Genomic DNA, 15,562 nt, shown 5'->3' with positions numbered 1-15,562 from the left:
TGCTTTCCAACGCTGATTCTGCGGCCTTTCCATGCGCCGCGTAGGGTCAAAAATGGCCTCTGACAAAATGTCGCAGTGCGCGTAAAAAGCTCGCAATCCGGATCGCCGTCAACGGTGCCCGTTCACAGGTCGTGATCGGGGAATTGCGGGCAATCGGCGCAACAGCCGTTATCTGCCTGCGTTTGCGGCGAGTCCATCAGCCGGTTCACGGCGCGCATCGTTCGGGATTGATCTGGAAACCGACTTCAGCCGGTCCGCTTCGATGAAGCGTAGACCCGAATCCGGGGTTCCGAAAGGAGAGGATCCAAGGGGTGCGACAATGCGTCGCAAAGGGGCGGGAAACTGCCGCAGCGAGAAAGCTGCGGCAGTGGTGTACGCAATTGCTATTTCTTGCTGTCTTCAGTTATCAGTTTTTCTGTGTTCAATCCATGGCTGAGGCTGTACACATAAGCAGCAAGCAATTGCACTTTATCGTTGCCTAGCAATTCGTTTTGCGCTGGCATATGCCCCTGACGACCATGGCGAATGGTCTGTTCCAGTTGGGTCAGGCTGGTGCCATAAATGAAGCCGGCCGGATGGGTCAGGTTTGGCGCGCCCATCGCCGCAGTGCCTTGGCCGGTGGCGCCATGACAGGCAACGCAAGTGGTGCTGAACGCTTGCTGCCCGGCTTGCAGATCCGCCTTGCTGTCGGCGGGTAGCGGCAGGCCGGCCAGTTCGTGGCGCACATACGCGGCAACGTTTTTCACCCCAGCCTCACCGAGCACTTCGCCCCAGGCCGGCATTGCCGCCATCCGCCCACCCATGATGGTGGTCTTGATCGTCTCGGCATCGCCGCCCCAGCGCCAGTCGCTGTCAGCAAGGTTAGGGAAGCCGAACGCACCCTTGGCATCCGAGCCATGGCACACCGAGCAATTGGAGGCGAACAGTCGACCGCCCATTTTCAGCGCCTGCGGATCCTTGGCCACTTCTTCCAGGGGCATCGCCGCGAATTTGGCGAAGATCGGCCCGAACCGGGCGTCCGCCTTGTTCATTTCCTTTTCCCATTCGTGCACGCCGGTCCAGCCATCCTCGTAACCGGGCAGGATGCCTTTCCAGTTGCCCAGGCCCGGATACAGAATCAGATAACCCACCGAGAACACCAGCGTGCCGGCGAACAGCATGAACCACCACTGCGGCAGCGGGTTGTCGTATTCCTCGATGCCGTCGAAGCTGTGGCCCATGGTCTGGTCGACGCTGCCCTTGGTCTCGCCCCTGCGCGTGCCGATCAGCAGCCAGGTCAGGCCGATCAGGCTGCCAATGGTCAGTACGCAGATCCACGTACTCCAGAAGGTGGTCATGGCCGGGTACTCCTTGTTTCAGGGGCTGAAATTGTTTCGGGTAGTGGTTCGTCGGCGAATGGCAGCAGGCGTGCTTCGGCGAATTCCGGCGTGCGCTTGCGGTTGAACACCCACAAGGTCAAACCGACGAAGGCGACGAACACCACGACCGTGCCGAGGCCGCGGATCAGGCCTGCACTCATTTCAATGACCATGGCTCACCTCTTGCTCTTGATTGCAGTGCCGAGCACTTGCAGATAGGAAACGAGGGCGTCCATTTCGGTCTTGCCCTTGAGGCTGGCGACCGCGCCGCTGATGTCGTCGTCGGTATACGGCACGCCGAGAGTGCGCATGGTTTTCAGCTTGGTTTCGGTGTGGCTGCTGTCGACCGCTTGGGTGACCAGCCACGGATAGGCCGGCATCTTCGACTCCGGCACGACGTTGCGCGGGTTGTACAAGTGCGCGCGGTGCCAGTCATCCGAGTAGCGCGCGCCGACCCGGGCGAGGTCAGGACCGGTACGTTTCGAACCCCACAGGAACGGGTGGTCCCAAACGCTTTCGCCCGCAACCGAGTAGTGCCCGTAGCGTTCGGTTTCGGCGCGGAACGGGCGGATCATCTGCGAGTGGCAACCGACGCAGCCTTCGCGGATGTAGATGTCGCGGCCTTCCAGTTGCAGCGCGGTGTAGGGCTTCATGCCTTCCACCGGTTTGTTGGTGACGTCCTGGAAGAACAGCGGGACGATCTGGGTCAGGCCGCCGATGCTCACGGCGAACACCATCAGCAGCATCAGCAGGCCGACGTTCTTTTCAATCGTTTCGTGTTTCATGGCGGACTCCTCAGGCCATCTGCGCGGCAGCAACGACATCAGCAGGCTGCGAGGCCCGCACGGTGCGCCAGGTGTTGTAAGCCATCAGCAACATGCCGCTGAGGAAAATCGCCCCGCCGATCAGGCGCACGACAAAGCCCGGATGGCTGGCCACCAGGGTTTCGACGAATGAGTAAGTCAGCGTGCCGTCCTCGTTCACCGCGCGCCACATCAGACCCTGGGCGATGCCGTTGACCCACATCGAAGCGATGTAGAGCACGGTGCCGATGGTCGCCAGCCAGAAGTGCGCGTTGATCAAACCGACGCTGTGCATCTGCGCTTTGCCGAAGATTTTCGGGATCATGTGATACAGCGCGCCGATCGAGATCATCGCCACCCAGCCGAGGGCGCCGGCGTGAACGTGGCCTATGGTCCAGTCGGTGTAGTGGGAGAGGGCGTTGACGGTCTTGATGGCCATCATCGGCCCTTCGAAGGTCGACATGCCGTAGAACGCCAGCGACACGACGAGGAAGCGCAGGATCGGGTCGCTGCGCAACTTATGCCAGGCGCCCGAGAGGGTCATCATGCCGTTGATCATGCCGCCCCAGCTCGGTGCCAGCAGGATCAGCGACATCACCATGCCCAGCGACTGCGCCCAGTCCGGCAGCGCGGTGTAGTGCAAGTGGTGCGGGCCGGCCCAGATGTACAGGGTGATCAAGGCCCAGAAGTGCACGATCGACAGGCGATACGAGTACACCGGACGCTCGGCCTGTTTCGGCACGAAGTAATACATCATGCCGAGGAAGCCGGCGGTGAGGAAAAAGCCCACAGCGTTGTGGCCATACCACCATTGCACCATCGCGTCGGTTGCACCGGCGTACACCGAGTAGGACTTGGTGAAACTCACCGGCAACTCAAGGTTGTTGACGATGTGCAGAATCGCCACGGTGATGATGAACGCGCCGAAAAACCAGTTGCCCACATAAATGTGTTTGGTTTTGCGCTGCATGATCGTGCCGAAGAACACGATGGCGTAGGCGACCCAGACGATGGTGATCAGGATGTCGATCGGCCATTCCAGTTCGGCGTATTCCTTGGAACTGGTGTAACCCAGCGGCAGGCTGATCGCCGCCAACAGGATCACCAGCTGCCAGCCCCAGAAGCAGAACGCGGCGATTTGCGGCGCGAACAATTGTGTCTGGCAGGTGCGTTGCACCGAATAGAAAGAACTGGCGAACAGCGCGCAGCCACCAAAGGCGAAGATCACCGCGTTGGTGTGCAGCGGGCGCAGACGGCCGAAACTGGTCCAGGGCAAATTGAAGTTGAGTTCCGGCCAGACCAATTGCGCCGCGAGAAAAACCCCGAGGCCCATGCCGACGATGCCCCACACCACCGTCATAATGGCGAATTGGCGGACCACCTTGTAGTTGTAGGCGGTACTGATAGAAGTGTTCATGGTTCCCCATCCACGGTTCAGCCGAAGTGAGCGCGCAAACGGCGCGAATCCTTCGCCTGGAGTTATAGGCAGACTAAAAGCGAGGCAAGCATGGACAAACAGCACAAGGCCAGTATTGACGGGGATCAATGGGCGCAGTGTGTGCTCGATCATGGGTGGCTTTGGGATGCCGCTGTTGGTGAGGCTTCAGCAACGCTGATTCTGGCGCACGGGGCGGGGGCGCCGATGGATAGCGACTGGATGAACGACATGGCTGGGCGCCTTGCCGGGCTTGGGGTCAACGTGTTGCGGTTTGAGTTTCCGTATATGGCGCAGCGGCGGGTGGATGGGGTGAAGCGGCCGCCGAATCCTGCGCCGAAACTGTTGGATTGCTGGCGGGAGGTGTTTGCGCTTGTGCGGCGTCATGTCGCTGGGGTTTTGGCGGTTGGCGGCAAGTCGATGGGCGGGCGGATGGCGAGTCTGGTGGCGGATGAGTTGGGGGTGGATGTGTTGGTGTGTCTGGGGTATCCGTTTTATGCGGTGGGGAAGCCGGAGAAGCCGCGGGTTGAGCATTTGGCTGGGTTGAAGACGCGGACGTTGATTGTGCAGGGGGAGCGGGATGCTCTGGGGAATCGCGAGGCGGTTGAGGGGTATTCGTTAGCGCCGGGGATTGAGGTGTTTTGGTTGGTGGCGGGGGATCATGATTTGAAGCCGCTCAAGGCTTCTGGCTTTACGCACTCCGATCATTTGGCGGGTGCTGCGCAGAAGGTGGCTGAATTTCTCCGTGACTGATTTTGAGTCGGGCCGGGGTTTTGCGCTGCATGAAGGTCTGCTCCCTTTCCCCTCGCCCCCATGGGGGAGAGGGCTGGGGTGAGGGGGTAGCTGTTGATCTTGCTTTTGGGGGCATATCCGTTGCTTCGGGAGCTGCGGCTGGCGGTTTCGCCTGACGGCGACTTACTTTTTTACAAGCGCCAAAAAAAGTAAGCAAAAAACGCTAGCTCCTACGTTCGGCCCTCGCAATCTCGGGTTCCTTCGCTCCGGGATCGATCCGGGCGCAGCGGCTCCGGTTTGCTTCGCTGCACCTCCTTCCGCTGTGTCTGGCTGCGCCAGACGGTCGCTACGCTCCCACCCCCGGATCAATCCCTCCACTCAGCCTTCCGACGTCGCCGGTGGATCAAGATCAAGAGCACTCGAGCTTGCGCTCATTGTTGAGTGGTGCGGCTTCGCCGCGGGCAGCTGCGCTGCTTTGCTTTTCTGCTTTTTGTGGGAGCGAGCCTGCTCGCGCAGGCGGCCTGACAGCCGACCATTATCCACCGGCCGGACTCAATCCCTGTGGGAGAGCACTCGAGCTAACGCTCATTGTTGAGTGGTGCGGCTTTACCGCGGGCAGCTGCGCTGTTTTGCTTTTCTGTGGGAGCGAGCTTGCTCGCGAAGGCGGCCTGACAGCCGACCACTATCTACCGGCCGGACTCAATCCCTGTGGGAGCTGGCTTGCCAGCGATGGCAGCCTCCAAGTCGACCAATCCCCCACTGATATACCCGATCCAAATGTGGGAGCGAGCCTGCTCGCGAAAGCTCTCTTCCAGACGACCTCAAACCACCTGACTGTCAGAGGCAATCCCTGCACTTAAACATCATCAAATACCCACGTTTAAACTACACGACCCGTTACGCCATCCCGGCTACAACTCCTTGCGCCATTGCCTACGCCTACGCCAGAATCCGCCGGCTTACGCGCTATGAGGTTGGCTATATCGTTTCTCGGTCACTGACAAAAAGCAGTGATCGGGTTTGGTAGCCCGTCTGTAATGGCCGTATGTCTACGCCTTCAGACCGTCCTTTTTTTGGGGGCTCGGTTTATATGGTGGTCATGCGTGGGGCTCGTTCGCGGGCGCCGGGTTCCTATTGCAGCCGGTCTACCAACCCGCGTATGGCCGCCACCCTCGTTTGGTAGCGAAGGTGATGGCTCCTTGAATCTGCAATAGGAGTTTCATCATGTTCAAAGTCACCCCCAACCCGCCACCCTCCCACGACCGCGCACTCGACCCGCAAAAAATCCAGGAAGCCACCGACCGCGCCCTCGATTACTACCTCAAACCTGAAGACCTGGCAGCTCCGCCAAGTTCGCCAAAATATCGCCCGGTTTATGTTGTCGACCCCACGCTGGATGACGAAACCCTGTTGGTCGAAGCCTGCGAGTCGCTTTCCTACGCCCATGCCATGGCCGGTAACATCGCCAACTCAATAGGCGGCCCGGAACGCAAACCACTGCTGGCGCTGCAACAGGTGATCATGCTCAACGAACTGTTGGTCAATCGACTGCTGGATAAGCTGAAGTTGCCTCAATAATTTCGTTGGCTGTAATGGCCTCTTCGCGAGCAGGCTCGCTCCCCCAGGGGGATTGTCGTCGGACACAAAACTGTGGTCCCAAGCAGTTCCAATATGTGAGCGAGCTTGTTCGCGAAAGCGGTCTGCCAAGTACCATCACTTTCAGACAAGCAACAAAAACCCGGAAGCTCACGCCATCCGGGTTTTTTCATTCCAGCCTTCCAGTCAGCGGTTAAACCGCGCCACCAACGAATACTGCGTGCTGGCCGTCTTCGTCAGCTCTTCACTGAGCAACGCCGAGTTATGCGCCTGTTCCGAGGTCTGATCCGCCAACTCCGAAATATTGCTGATGTTGCGGCTGATTTCTTCAGCCACGGCACTTTGCTCTTCCGTCGCCGCCGCGATCTGCGTGGTCATGTCGGTGATGTTGGCCACCGCTTCGCTGATGCCGACCAACGCCTGGTCGGCTTCCAGTACCCGCGCCACGCCTTCTTCGGCCTGGCGATGCCCGGCTTCCATGGTCTGCACGGCGCTGGAGGCAGTCTGCTGCAACTTGGCGATCAGCGCGTGAATCTGCCCGGTGGATTCGCTGGTGCGTTGCGCCAGTTGACGAACTTCGTCAGCCACGACCGCAAAACCACGGCCCATTTCACCGGCACGCGCCGCTTCAATCGCAGCGTTGAGGGCGAGGAGATTGGTCTGGTCAGCGATGCCTTTGATCACGTCGACCACGCCGCCGATTTCGTCGCTGTCCTTGGCCAGTTGCGTCACGGTCAGGCCGGTTTCACCGACGACGACGGACAGCCGCTGGATCGCTTCGCGGGTTTCCCCGGCGATGTCGCGGCCACGGCCGGTCAGGCGGTTGGCTTCCTGGGTGGCGTCAGCGGTGCGCTGTACGTGGCTGGCGACTTCCTGGGTGGTGGCGGCCATCTGGTTGACGGCGGTGGCGACCTGTTCGGTTTCCACGCGCTGGCGTTCCAGGCCGGTCGAGCTGTTGTGCGCCAGGGCGTCGGACTGTTTGGCCTGATCGGTCAGGTGTTCGGCGGTGTCCTGCAGGCGAGTCAGGCAGGTTTTCAGGCGCGCTTCCTGGCTGAGGATCGACATCTCCAGACGCGCCTGCGCGCCACGGCTGTCGGTGTACATCTGCGCGATCAGCGGGTCGGAGGTGGTCTGCTCGGCGAGGCGCAGCAGGCGCTTGAGCCCGCGTTGCTGCCATTGCAGGCCCATCAGGCCCAGCGGCACCGACAAACCGGCGGCGAGGGCAAAGCCCCATTGCGAGTTCAGCGTCGCGCCGATCATGAAGCTCAATTGGCTGACCAGAATGAACGGCAGCCAGTCCTGCAGGATCGGCAGCCATTTGTCCGTCGAAGGAATCGCCGACTTGCCCTGGTTGATGCGTTGGTAAAGCGCTTCGGCACGGCGGATCTGTTCGGCGGTGGGCTTGACGCGCACCGACTCGTAGCCGACCACCTGGCTGCCATCAAACACCGGCGTGACGTAGGCGTTAACCCAGTAGTGGTCACCGGATTTGCAGCGATTCTTGACAATGCCCATCCATGGCAAGCCTTGTTTCAATGTGCCCCACATGTGCGAGAACACCGCCGACGGCACGTCAGGGTGACGGACCAGATTGTGCGGCGCCCGGATCAGTTCCTCCCGCGAAAATCCGCTGATTTCAACGAACGCGTCGTTGCAGTAGGTGATCACGCCCTTGGCATCGGTGGTGGAAATCAACCGTTGCTGAGCTGGAAAGGTCCGCTCGCGTTGTGTAATGGGCTGGTTGTTACGCATGGTTTTTCAATCCGCAAGGCTTTGAAAGGTTGTCGGCGCTGACAGGTTTTTATTGAAGTTTTTTTTCAGATTCAAGTACGCCGTCGCAAAACCGCGCTTGCGTCAACTGGCCAGCATCGGATAGGTGAACAGGCCGAAGTGCAACAGATTCAGGCCGAAATGGGTGGCGATCGCCGCGCCCAGTCCGCCGAAACGATAGGCCAGACCATAGCCGACCCCGGCCAGTCCCGCCAGCAACACCCAGGTCCAGCCGGCGCCGGCGTGCACCAGACCAAACAGCAGCGAGGCCAACAGCAGCGCGAGGTTGTCGCCGTAGGGCAGGTGCTTGAAGCGACGGCTCAGCCCGCCCTGTATATAGCCGCGAAACAGCGCTTCCTCGACCAGCGTCACCAGCAGCAGATTGTTCAGCACCCACAGCCAGGCCTGATCCGGCCACTTCGGCGCCCAGGCGATTACGCCGAGCAACAATGCGCCGCCGAGGGCGAGAATCGCGCACAGCGTCAGGGCGAGGGCGGTGGCATAGACCGTCAGGCGCAACGAACGCCGCGCGACAATCCACGGACAAACCAGCAGCAACCAGAAGCCCACCAGCGGTTTATCCAGATTGAAATACATCGCGAACGGCACCGCGTTGTCAGTGAAACGTTGCGGATTGATCACCCGGCCGTTGGCGAAGCCCGGCAGCCAGTGCAGCGCAAGTGCCACGGCCAGAACAATGAACAGGCCATGGCCGAGCCAGCGCGCAAACGGTACTTGTTGCTGGCGCACGGCGAACGCGGCGAACAACAGAAGCCCCACGGAGATCAATGCCAGCCAACCGAGCTGGCCGTAGCTCAGGGCCAATCCGTAACCGAGGCCGAGCAGCGCGAGATAGAGCCAGGGCAGCGCCTTCATCGAAAGTCCTTGTGCGAGATTTCTGGAAGGGGCTTTCTACACGGGCGAGGGAAGTGGGACAAGTGAAGGTGTGGCAGTCATGCCCGACACAAATCAAATGTGGGAGCGAGCCTGCTCGCGAAAGCGGTTTTGCAGATGACGTCACTGGCGACTGACACTCCGCTTTCGCGAGCAGGCTCGCTCCCACAGGTTTTGCATTCGGCTGAAGATCAGCGCAGGCCCAGTTTGGCGGCCGCGCGTTCGGTAATCTCGGTGCGCAGCTTCAACGAAGGCGCCGCGCGCAACCGCGCTTCATCGACCACCGCACTTGGCGCCACATCCGGACTGCCGGCATTGAACGGCGGTGCCGGGGCATATTCCAGTTGCAACTGCACCAGTTGCGCCGTGTCGGCATCGACCAGTTCCGCCGCGAGCACCAAGGCAAAATCGATCCCGGCGGTGATCCCGCCGCCGGTAAAAAGATTGCCGTCGCGCACCACCCGATCCTTCACCGCAATTGCTCCCAGCGTCGGCAGCAACTGGTGATACGCCCAATGCGTGGTCGCCCGCTTGCCCTGCAACAGACCCGCCGCGCCGAGCACCAGCGAGCCGGTGCACACCGAGGTCACATAACGTGCCTGCGCGGCCTGGCGTTTGATGAAATCCAGCGTCTGCTGGTCTTCCATCAACGGCCCGACGCCGCCACCGCCTGGCACGCAGATCACATCCAGATCCGGGCAATCGTCGAACGTCGTGGTCGGTTTCAGCAGCAGGCCGGTGCTGGACGTCACCGGCATCAGGTCCTTCCAGACCAGATGCACCTGCACGCCGGGCAACGAGGCGAGCACGTCGTAAGGGCCGGTCAGGTCGAGTTGCTGAACCTGCGGGAATAACAGAAAACCGATCTGCAGCGTCATCGTTGTGGCTCCGTTGAAAGAAGTGGACGACTTCACTGTAGGCGGGTAGGTTCTGGCGCATACGCCAATCAACCCACGAATTACGCCAAATGCCCAAAGCCATTCACGTCCTCGCGTTCGCCAACATGCAGATTCTCGATGTTACCGGGCCGTTGCAGGTGTTCGCCTCGGCCAACGATCTGGCCCGCCAGCGCGGAATGTCGGTGCCGTATGCGCCGAGCGTGATCGCCAGCGGCGGCGGGGCGGTGATGTCATCGGCGGGTCTGGCGGTGCTGGCCGAACCGTTGCCGCAAACGCCCAGCGATACCTTGATCATCGCCGGCGGCTGGGGCATTTATCCCGCCGCCGAAGACTCGCAACTGGTTGGCTGGGTGCGCGAGCACGGCACTCATTGCCGGCGCGTGGCTTCGGTGTGCACCGGGGCCTTTCTGCTCGCGGCCAGCGGCTGGCTCGATGGTCGCCGCGTGGTCACCCACTGGACGCGCTGCGAGCAATTGGCCGCGCAACATCCCAATCTGCGCGTCGAGGCCAACCCGATCTTCATCAACGACGGCCCGGTATGGACTTCTGCCGGGGTCACGGCCGGTATCGATCTGGCGCTGGCCATGGTCGAAGAAGACCTCGGCCGCGACATCGCCCTCGACGTCGCCCGGCACTTGGTCGTCTTCCTGAAACGCCCGGGCGGGCAGTCGCAATTCAGCGTGACGCTGTCGCTGCAACAACAGGGCAACCGCTTCGATGAACTGCACGCCTGGATCGCCGAAAACCTGACCTGCGACCTCGGCATCCCGACCCTCGCCGAACAGGCCGGCATGAGCGAACGCAGCTTCATCCGCCACTACCGCGCCAACACCGGCCAGACCCCGGCGCGGGCGATCGAACTGATCCGCGTCGAAACCGCTCGGCGACTGCTCAGCGATACCGGCCTGCCGGTGAAACGCATCGCCGCCAATTGCGGGTTTGGCAGTGAAGAGACGCTGCGGCGCAGTTTTCTCCGAGCGATTGGCGTGACACCGCAGGCTTATCGCGAGCGCTTTTCGGTCAGCGTTGCAACAGATTCTGTATTGCCTTGAGGGTTTCCTGCGGCGCTTCTTCGGGAAGGTTGTGGCCGACGCCCGCGAGCACGCGCCGCTGGTAAAAACCGCTGAAATGCCCGGCATCTTCATCAGTCAGCGAAGGCGGGCCGACGCCATCATCGGCGCCGCACAGCGAAATGCTCGGCACGCTGATCACCGGCTGTATGGCCAGCGCTTCTTCCATCCACTCCAGGGCCGGATCCCCCGAGGCGTATCCGAAGCGATGCCGATAGGAATGAATCACCACGTCGACAAAATCAGGATTATCAAAAGCAGGTGCGGTCAGCGGATAGCGTTCGTCCTTGCGCGCCCATGTCGGCGACCACAGCCGCCAGAGCAACAGGCACAACTCCCGGCGATTCTGCCTCAGACCCTCGGCGCCACGGGGCGTGTGGAAATAGTACTGATACCAGAGCCGATGCTCGTCTTCGGGGTCCAACGGCTGGTTCGCATGGGCGATGTCCTGCACCAGGTAGCCGTCGCCGCTGACCAGCCCGCGCACTCGCGCCGGAAACAACGCCGCGACAATACACGCCGCCCGACCGCCCCAGTCATAGCCGCAAAGCATGGCCTGTTCGATGCCCAGCGCGTCCATCAGATCGAGCAGGTCCTGCGCCATCGCAGCTTGCTGGCCCGAGCGCAGGGTTTGCGCACTGTTGAACCGGGTCGGCCCATAACCGCGCAAGTACGGCACGATGACGCGATAGCCTTGCGCGGCCAGCGCCGGGGCGACTTCGTCGAAGGTGCGCGGCGAGTAGGGGAAGCCGTGGAGCAGAATCACCGAGTCGCCGCCGGCAGGGCCATGCTGTTCGTAGGCGATGGTCAGAAAAGGGGTGAGGACTGACTGAATCATGACTGACAACTCCGTGCAAACGTCTTCCAAACCCTAGACCATCGGATAGACTGCGCAGCTCATTCTGTCGACTGGCTTCAAGGACGATACATGTCACTCAAAATGCTGCTTGTTGTGTTGGGACTTGTCGTGATGCTGACCGGTTGCGCATCGCCGCCACCGGCACTGCCGGACACCCCGCAGCGCCGTGAACTGATGGAACGCATGTTTGCCAAGTCGACGATCATGCTGTCCTTCAAGGAGTTGGACGCACGATCCGCCGCCGCGCCGGGCGAACCGCAACGCCAGCTCAGCGCCGATGAGGCATTGGCCAGACACAAGAAACAAATGAATGTCGACCTGCCGGCGGCGTACTGGGAGCAGCGCCGGGCAAACCTCGCGCAACTTATCGATGCCAGAGCAAAAGGTGAAGCCTTCGGTCTGGCGGCATACAAGCAAAAGTACTTCGAGCAATTGTCCCAGGCACCGACGCCGATGCTCGCGGCGCTGGCCAATGCGCCGAGGATGGACGCGCTGGCAGAGTTTCCATTGGTGCTGCCCAATGATCATCAGCTCAGTTACTTCTACCTGATGACCGTTGCGGATGAAACGTTTTGGGAAATCGAGCAGTTCTACCAGCACATGGCCGATCTGGACGCCCAGTACGGCGTCTGTGCCCTGTACTCGGATTGCTACCGCCCGGACTTCCGCACGGCTAAGCCTCAAGCTCCGCGATCTGATTGAAATACTTCGTCCGATCCGGGGTAAACGTCACCTTCATCTTCGTCCGCGAACACACCAGCGAACGCTCCTGCGCCAGATCAATATCCAGATCCTCACCGCGCAGACCCTGCCACTGCGCCAGATATTTCAGTGAGCCGTACTTCTCGTTTTTCTTCAGGCTGCGACTGACGCCACCCTTCCAGCCCAGCACTGGCAATTCATCGGCCAGGCAGCGCTGGGCCAGTTCGGGAAAGCGTTCGGCGCGCTGGCGGCCGATTTCCCAGCATTTGATCAGGCCTTGGTCGCCGTCTTCCCAGAGCTGGGTGCGGGTCAGGCCGGTGCGAAGAGGGGAGTCGATGCTGCGCTGGACGTGGTGAGGCATTCCGGTTCCTTGAATTCGGGGGTGGTTGGACAGCTCCGCTGTGCCCGTAGAAGATCAAAAGCCCCTCACCCTAGCCCTCTCCCGGAGGGAGAGGGGACTGACTGAGGTAATGGCTTCATATCGACCGTTGCGTTGGATGGTAGGTGTGGATGTAACGGCTGGCAACAAGGTATTTCGGCGTGTAAGCACACGTTGCGGCAAGCGTTTCAACCTGACGTGAGTGGTGTTTGTAGGCTCAGTTTTTACACAGACTGTCGCCAGACGTAACCGCCGCGCAGGTTTCACGTTGGGCATGGGCCTGTACCCGTTGGCTGGCGGGCAGGCCCGTTGTGGAAAAATCCCGTCCAGTCAGGGATCGGTCTGACATGCGCTGACGAAAAAACAGCGCTATGGCTGCCAGGAACTCTTCTCCCCGCTCAATTTGCGATCAAGAAAACTCGCTGCACTGATCAACGCCAGATGCGTCAGCGCTTGCGGTGTGTTGCCCAAATGCCGGCCATGGCTGTCGAACTCTTCGGCATACAGTCCCAGCGGATTGGCGTATCGCAGCAACTGCTCGAACTCCAGATGGGCTTTTTCCACCTGACCAGCCCGGGCCAGGCATTCGACGTACCAGAACGAGCAGGCGGCGAACGCGCCTTCGGTGCCGCTGAGGCCATCGATGTTGGCGTCTTCGTTGCGATAGCGATAGACCATGCCGTCGCGCACCAGGGTTTTTTCGATCGCTTCCAGAGTCGACAGCCAGCGCGGATCCTTGGCGCTGACGAAACGCACCAGCGGCATCAGCAGCATCGAGCCATCCAGTGCGGTACCGCCCTTGTACTGAACGAAATGTCCGCGTTCCTCATCCCAGAAGTTGTCCCAGATGTCGGTGTAGATCGCTTGCCGGGTCTGATCCCAACGGGCGAACGGCGCCGGCAGCGAACGCTTGGAAGCCAGCCGGATGGCGCGATCCAGCGCCACCCAGCACATCAGCCGCGAGTGCAGGAAATGATGGGTTTCACCGCGCATTTCCCAGATGCCGACATCTTCGTTCTGCCAGTTCTCACAGACCTGATCGACCACTTCGCCGACGTGCCGCCAGCCTTCGTGGGAAATCGCATCACCGTACTTGTTGACCAGATACACCGCATCCATCAGCTCGCCGAAGATGTCCAGCTGGATCTGATCATAAGCACCATTGCCAATGCGCACCGGTTGCGCACCGCCGTGACCGGACAGGTGCGTGAGTTCGGTTTCCGGCAATTCCTGCTGACCGTCGATGGCATAGAGGATGTTGAGTTTCATCGGTTTGCCGCAGCAATCGCTGACTCGCCCGCGTAGCCATTGCATGTAGTGATTGGCCTCATCGACGAAGCCCAGGCGCATGAACGCGTAAACGGTGAACGAGGCATCGCGGATCCACGTGTAGCGGTAATCCCAATTGCGCTCGCCGCCGGGGGTTTCCGGCAGGCCGAAGGTAGCGGCGGCGAGAATCGCACCTTGGCGACGCGAGGTCAGCAGTTTCAGGGCGAGGGCGGAACGGTTGACCATTTCCCGCCAGCGCCCGCGATAGTTGGATTGGCCGATCCAGCCACGCCAGTACTTCAAGGTACGCTCCATGCACAATTCGGCGGCACCCTGGGCAAAGCGCGGATCGTCGCTGCCGCCGAGCATGAACGCGGCGCTTTCGTTGTGCTCGAGGGTAAATTGCGCGACGGCCGCTTGCGCATCGATTTGCAGCGCCTGATCTGAAGCCAGGCGTATCGACGGCTGGCCAGCGGCGTGGAACGTCACGTCCTGTGCGTCCATCTCGGCCCGGGTGTCGGCACGACCATAGTCGTGGCGCACCGCGCAACGCAGGTTGAACGTCGCCGAGCCGCTGACCACGCGCACCCGGCGCATCAGCAGGGGCAGGGCGTCGACATCGTCACCGATGGGCAACAGATCGGTGATTTCCACCACCGCGTGTTCACTCAGCCAACGGGTCTGCAAGACATTGGTGTCGGGCAGGTAAATCTGTTCCCGGCGCGCATCGGGCAAGTCCGGCGCGAGCTGGAAAATCCCTGCTTCAGGGGTGTCGAGCAGCGAGCAGAAAATCGTCGGGCTGTCGAACTCCGGCCAGCAGAAAAAATCCACGCTGCCCTTGTCGTTAACCAGTGCGGCGCTGCGCATGTCGCCGATGATGCCATGGGCACCGATGGGACTTTGTTGTTCCACTTCAGGCTCAGCCATTGCCGCGAAACTCCGGATAGAGGCTCATCCCGCCATCGATGAACAGGGTGGTGCCGACGATGTAGTCAGACACATCGGAAGCGAGGAAAACCACTGCGTTGGCAACATCCTCGACATCGCCGATGCGTCCGTAGGGAATCAGCTCAAGAAGTTTGTCGCCGGCCGCGCCTTCAGTGGCTTCTGTGTTGATGGCCGTGCTGATCGCACCGGGCGCGATGCTGTTGATGCGGATGCGCTGGTGGCTGACTTCCTGGGCGAGGCTCTGCATCAACTGATCGACGCCGCCCTTGGACGCCGCGTAATTGACATGCCCGGCCCATGGAATGCGCTGGTGCACCGAACTCATGTGAATGATCTTGCCCGCCGCGCGCGACACGCCTTCGCGCACGCCCTGACGCTGGAAAATCCGCAACGCCGCCCGCGCGCAGAGGAACTGCCCGGTGAGGTTGACGCCGATTACCGTGTTCCAGTCGTCGAGCGTCATGTCCACGGCAGCGGCGTCTTTTTGCAGACCGGAGTTGGCCACCAGAATGTCCAGCGAGCCGAAGGCTTCGACGGTCTTGGCGAACAGTCGCTCGACCTCGTCCTCTTTCGAAACATCCGCGCCGATGGCGAGGGCCTTGCCGCCTTCGGCGTTGATCTGTGCGGCCAGTTCTTCGGCGGGTTTGGCGCTGCTGTTGTAATTGATCACGACCGCAGCGCCGGCGGCGGCCAGTGCTTTTGCGGCGGCATGGCCGATGCCGGAGCTGGCGCCAGTGACCAGCGCCACCTGATGAGCGAGGGAAATCTGCATGACGATTCGCGCCTTGGTTCAAGAGACTTAAGTAGCTGACTGATGGCCTGTGGCGAGAGTTCATCTGCAACCATGA

15 protein-coding genes and 1 pseudogene are annotated in these 15,562 nt (G+C 61.0%); 5 read left to right on the top strand and 11 right to left on the bottom strand.

Annotated elements, in window-relative coordinates; translation table 11 throughout:
- Positions 1–383: 383 nt before the first annotated feature.
- From ccoP to ccoN, 4 genes are read right to left on the bottom strand one after another with little or no spacing between them, the layout of a single operon-like run.
- Positions 384–1,337, bottom strand: coding sequence for a cytochrome-c oxidase, cbb3-type subunit III (gene ccoP, locus PspCFBP13508_RS23185; protein ID WP_137215796.1), 954 nt, complete (start codon positions 1,335–1,337; stop codon positions 384–386).
- Positions 1,334–1,531 carry a cbb3-type cytochrome c oxidase subunit 3 gene (locus PspCFBP13508_RS23180; protein ID WP_016773878.1) on the bottom strand — a complete coding sequence of 66 codons (198 nt, stop codon included), beginning with the start codon at positions 1,529–1,531 and terminating at the stop codon, positions 1,334–1,336. The genes ccoP and PspCFBP13508_RS23180 overlap by 4 nt, the downstream gene beginning before the upstream one ends.
- Before the next feature lie 3 nt (positions 1,532–1,534).
- A complete protein-coding gene (gene ccoO / locus PspCFBP13508_RS23175; RefSeq protein ID WP_003223389.1) occupies positions 1,535–2,143 on the bottom strand; it encodes a cytochrome-c oxidase, cbb3-type subunit II in 609 nt (202 codons plus the stop codon).
- Between the two features lie 10 nt (positions 2,144–2,153).
- Complete coding sequence (ccoN, locus tag PspCFBP13508_RS23170) at positions 2,154–3,578, bottom strand: cytochrome-c oxidase, cbb3-type subunit I (protein WP_024012337.1); 1,425 nt, start codon at positions 3,576–3,578, stop codon at positions 2,154–2,156.
- 90 nt (positions 3,579–3,668) lie between these two features.
- On the opposite strand from ccoN, the gene PspCFBP13508_RS23165 reads away from it, so the two are divergent.
- The gene (locus tag PspCFBP13508_RS23165; RefSeq protein WP_137215794.1) at positions 3,669–4,349 is read left to right on the top strand and encodes an alpha/beta family hydrolase; all 681 of its coding nucleotides are present in this window, start codon (positions 3,669–3,671) and stop codon (positions 4,347–4,349) included.
- Positions 4,350–5,552: 1,203 nt separating this feature from the next.
- Positions 5,553–5,906 (top strand): hypothetical protein, encoded by a 354-nt coding sequence (locus PspCFBP13508_RS23160; protein WP_024012339.1) that lies wholly within the window; start codon positions 5,553–5,555, stop codon positions 5,904–5,906.
- Positions 5,907–6,110: 204 nt separating this feature from the next.
- On the opposite strand, the gene PspCFBP13508_RS23155 is transcribed toward PspCFBP13508_RS23160, so the two are convergent.
- Positions 6,111–7,676 carry a PAS domain-containing methyl-accepting chemotaxis protein gene (locus tag PspCFBP13508_RS23155; RefSeq protein WP_137215792.1) on the bottom strand — a complete coding sequence of 522 codons (1,566 nt, stop codon included), beginning with the start codon at positions 7,674–7,676 and terminating at the stop codon, positions 6,111–6,113.
- Between the two features lie 102 nt (positions 7,677–7,778).
- Positions 7,779–8,570, bottom strand: coding sequence for a CPBP family intramembrane glutamic endopeptidase (locus PspCFBP13508_RS23150; protein WP_137215791.1), 792 nt, complete (start codon positions 8,568–8,570; stop codon positions 7,779–7,781).
- Positions 8,571–8,669: 99 nt separating this feature from the next.
- Here PspCFBP13508_RS23150 and PspCFBP13508_RS27735 point away from each other — a divergent pair.
- Positions 8,670–8,762: pseudogene (locus PspCFBP13508_RS27735) on the top strand (metal ABC transporter ATP-binding protein); the annotation flags it as partial.
- Positions 8,763–8,779: 17 nt separating this feature from the next.
- On the opposite strand, the gene inhA reads toward PspCFBP13508_RS27735, so the two are convergent.
- On the bottom strand, positions 8,780–9,466 hold the full coding sequence (gene inhA / locus PspCFBP13508_RS23140) for an isonitrile hydratase (RefSeq protein WP_137215790.1): 687 nt from the start codon (positions 9,464–9,466) through the stop codon (positions 8,780–8,782).
- Between the two features lie 89 nt (positions 9,467–9,555).
- Between inhA and PspCFBP13508_RS23135 the strand changes: the two genes are divergently transcribed.
- Positions 9,556–10,539 (top strand): GlxA family transcriptional regulator, encoded by a 984-nt coding sequence (locus PspCFBP13508_RS23135; protein WP_137215788.1) that lies wholly within the window; start codon positions 9,556–9,558, stop codon positions 10,537–10,539.
- Here the strand turns inward: PspCFBP13508_RS23135 and PspCFBP13508_RS23130 are convergent.
- Positions 10,508–11,395 carry an alpha/beta hydrolase gene (locus PspCFBP13508_RS23130; protein WP_137215787.1) on the bottom strand — a complete coding sequence of 296 codons (888 nt, stop codon included), beginning with the start codon at positions 11,393–11,395 and terminating at the stop codon, positions 10,508–10,510. The two genes, PspCFBP13508_RS23135 and PspCFBP13508_RS23130, sit on opposite strands and share 32 nt — an antisense overlap.
- Before the next feature lie 90 nt (positions 11,396–11,485).
- On the opposite strand from PspCFBP13508_RS23130, the gene PspCFBP13508_RS23125 reads away from it, so the two are divergent.
- On the top strand, positions 11,486–12,118 hold the full coding sequence (locus PspCFBP13508_RS23125) for a hypothetical protein (RefSeq protein WP_137215785.1): 633 nt from the start codon (positions 11,486–11,488) through the stop codon (positions 12,116–12,118).
- Here PspCFBP13508_RS23125 and PspCFBP13508_RS23120 read toward each other — a convergent pair.
- The 3 genes from PspCFBP13508_RS23120 to PspCFBP13508_RS23110 all read right to left on the bottom strand — a co-directional run bounded on the left by PspCFBP13508_RS23120 (position 12,090) and on the right by PspCFBP13508_RS23110 (position 15,486).
- On the bottom strand, positions 12,090–12,479 hold the full coding sequence (locus PspCFBP13508_RS23120; RefSeq protein ID WP_137215783.1) for a hypothetical protein: 390 nt from the start codon (positions 12,477–12,479) through the stop codon (positions 12,090–12,092). The two genes, PspCFBP13508_RS23125 and PspCFBP13508_RS23120, sit on opposite strands and share 29 nt — an antisense overlap.
- 387 nt (positions 12,480–12,866) lie before the next feature.
- Positions 12,867–14,693 carry a glycoside hydrolase family 15 protein gene (locus PspCFBP13508_RS23115; protein WP_137215782.1) on the bottom strand — a complete coding sequence of 609 codons (1,827 nt, stop codon included), beginning with the start codon at positions 14,691–14,693 and terminating at the stop codon, positions 12,867–12,869.
- Complete coding sequence (locus tag PspCFBP13508_RS23110; RefSeq protein WP_137215780.1) at positions 14,686–15,486, bottom strand: SDR family oxidoreductase; 801 nt, start codon at positions 15,484–15,486, stop codon at positions 14,686–14,688. The genes PspCFBP13508_RS23115 and PspCFBP13508_RS23110 overlap by 8 nt, the downstream gene beginning before the upstream one ends.
- Positions 15,487–15,562 lie beyond the last annotated feature (76 nt).

It is taken from the genome of Pseudomonas sp. CFBP13508 (assembly GCF_005233515.1).
GTDB lineage: Bacteria > Pseudomonadota > Gammaproteobacteria > Pseudomonadales > Pseudomonadaceae > Aquipseudomonas > Aquipseudomonas mercuritolerans.
The sequence above is the reverse complement of the archived record's forward strand: the minus strand, read 5'-3'. Positions and strand labels throughout refer to the sequence as shown.

Bases quoted from the DNA above. Each gene is read 5' to 3' on its own strand.
- ccoP (WP_137215796.1), bottom strand. From the start codon at position 1,337: ATGACCACCTTCTGGAGTACGTGGATCTGCGTACTGACCATTGGCAGC.
- PspCFBP13508_RS23180 (WP_016773878.1), bottom strand. From the start codon at position 1,531: ATGGTCATTGAAATGAGTGCAGGCCTGATCCGCGGCCTCGGCACGGTC.
- ccoO (WP_003223389.1), bottom strand. From the start codon at position 2,143: ATGAAACACGAAACGATTGAAAAGAACGTCGGCCTGCTGATGCTGCTG.
- ccoN (WP_024012337.1), bottom strand. From the start codon at position 3,578: ATGAACACTTCTATCAGTACCGCCTACAACTACAAGGTGGTCCGCCAA.
- PspCFBP13508_RS23165 (WP_137215794.1), top strand. From the start codon at position 3,669: ATGGACAAACAGCACAAGGCCAGTATTGACGGGGATCAATGGGCGCAG.
- PspCFBP13508_RS23160 (WP_024012339.1), top strand. From the start codon at position 5,553: ATGTTCAAAGTCACCCCCAACCCGCCACCCTCCCACGACCGCGCACTC.
- PspCFBP13508_RS23155 (WP_137215792.1), bottom strand. From the start codon at position 7,676: ATGCGTAACAACCAGCCCATTACACAACGCGAGCGGACCTTTCCAGCT.
- PspCFBP13508_RS23150 (WP_137215791.1), bottom strand. From the start codon at position 8,570: ATGAAGGCGCTGCCCTGGCTCTATCTCGCGCTGCTCGGCCTCGGTTAC.
- inhA (WP_137215790.1), bottom strand. From the start codon at position 9,466: ATGACGCTGCAGATCGGTTTTCTGTTATTCCCGCAGGTTCAGCAACTC.
- PspCFBP13508_RS23135 (WP_137215788.1), top strand. From the start codon at position 9,556: ATGCCCAAAGCCATTCACGTCCTCGCGTTCGCCAACATGCAGATTCTC.
- PspCFBP13508_RS23130 (WP_137215787.1), bottom strand. From the start codon at position 11,395: ATGATTCAGTCAGTCCTCACCCCTTTTCTGACCATCGCCTACGAACAG.
- PspCFBP13508_RS23125 (WP_137215785.1), top strand. From the start codon at position 11,486: ATGTCACTCAAAATGCTGCTTGTTGTGTTGGGACTTGTCGTGATGCTG.
- PspCFBP13508_RS23120 (WP_137215783.1), bottom strand. From the start codon at position 12,479: ATGCCTCACCACGTCCAGCGCAGCATCGACTCCCCTCTTCGCACCGGC.
- PspCFBP13508_RS23115 (WP_137215782.1), bottom strand. From the start codon at position 14,693: ATGGCTGAGCCTGAAGTGGAACAACAAAGTCCCATCGGTGCCCATGGC.
- PspCFBP13508_RS23110 (WP_137215780.1), bottom strand. From the start codon at position 15,486: ATGCAGATTTCCCTCGCTCATCAGGTGGCGCTGGTCACTGGCGCCAGC.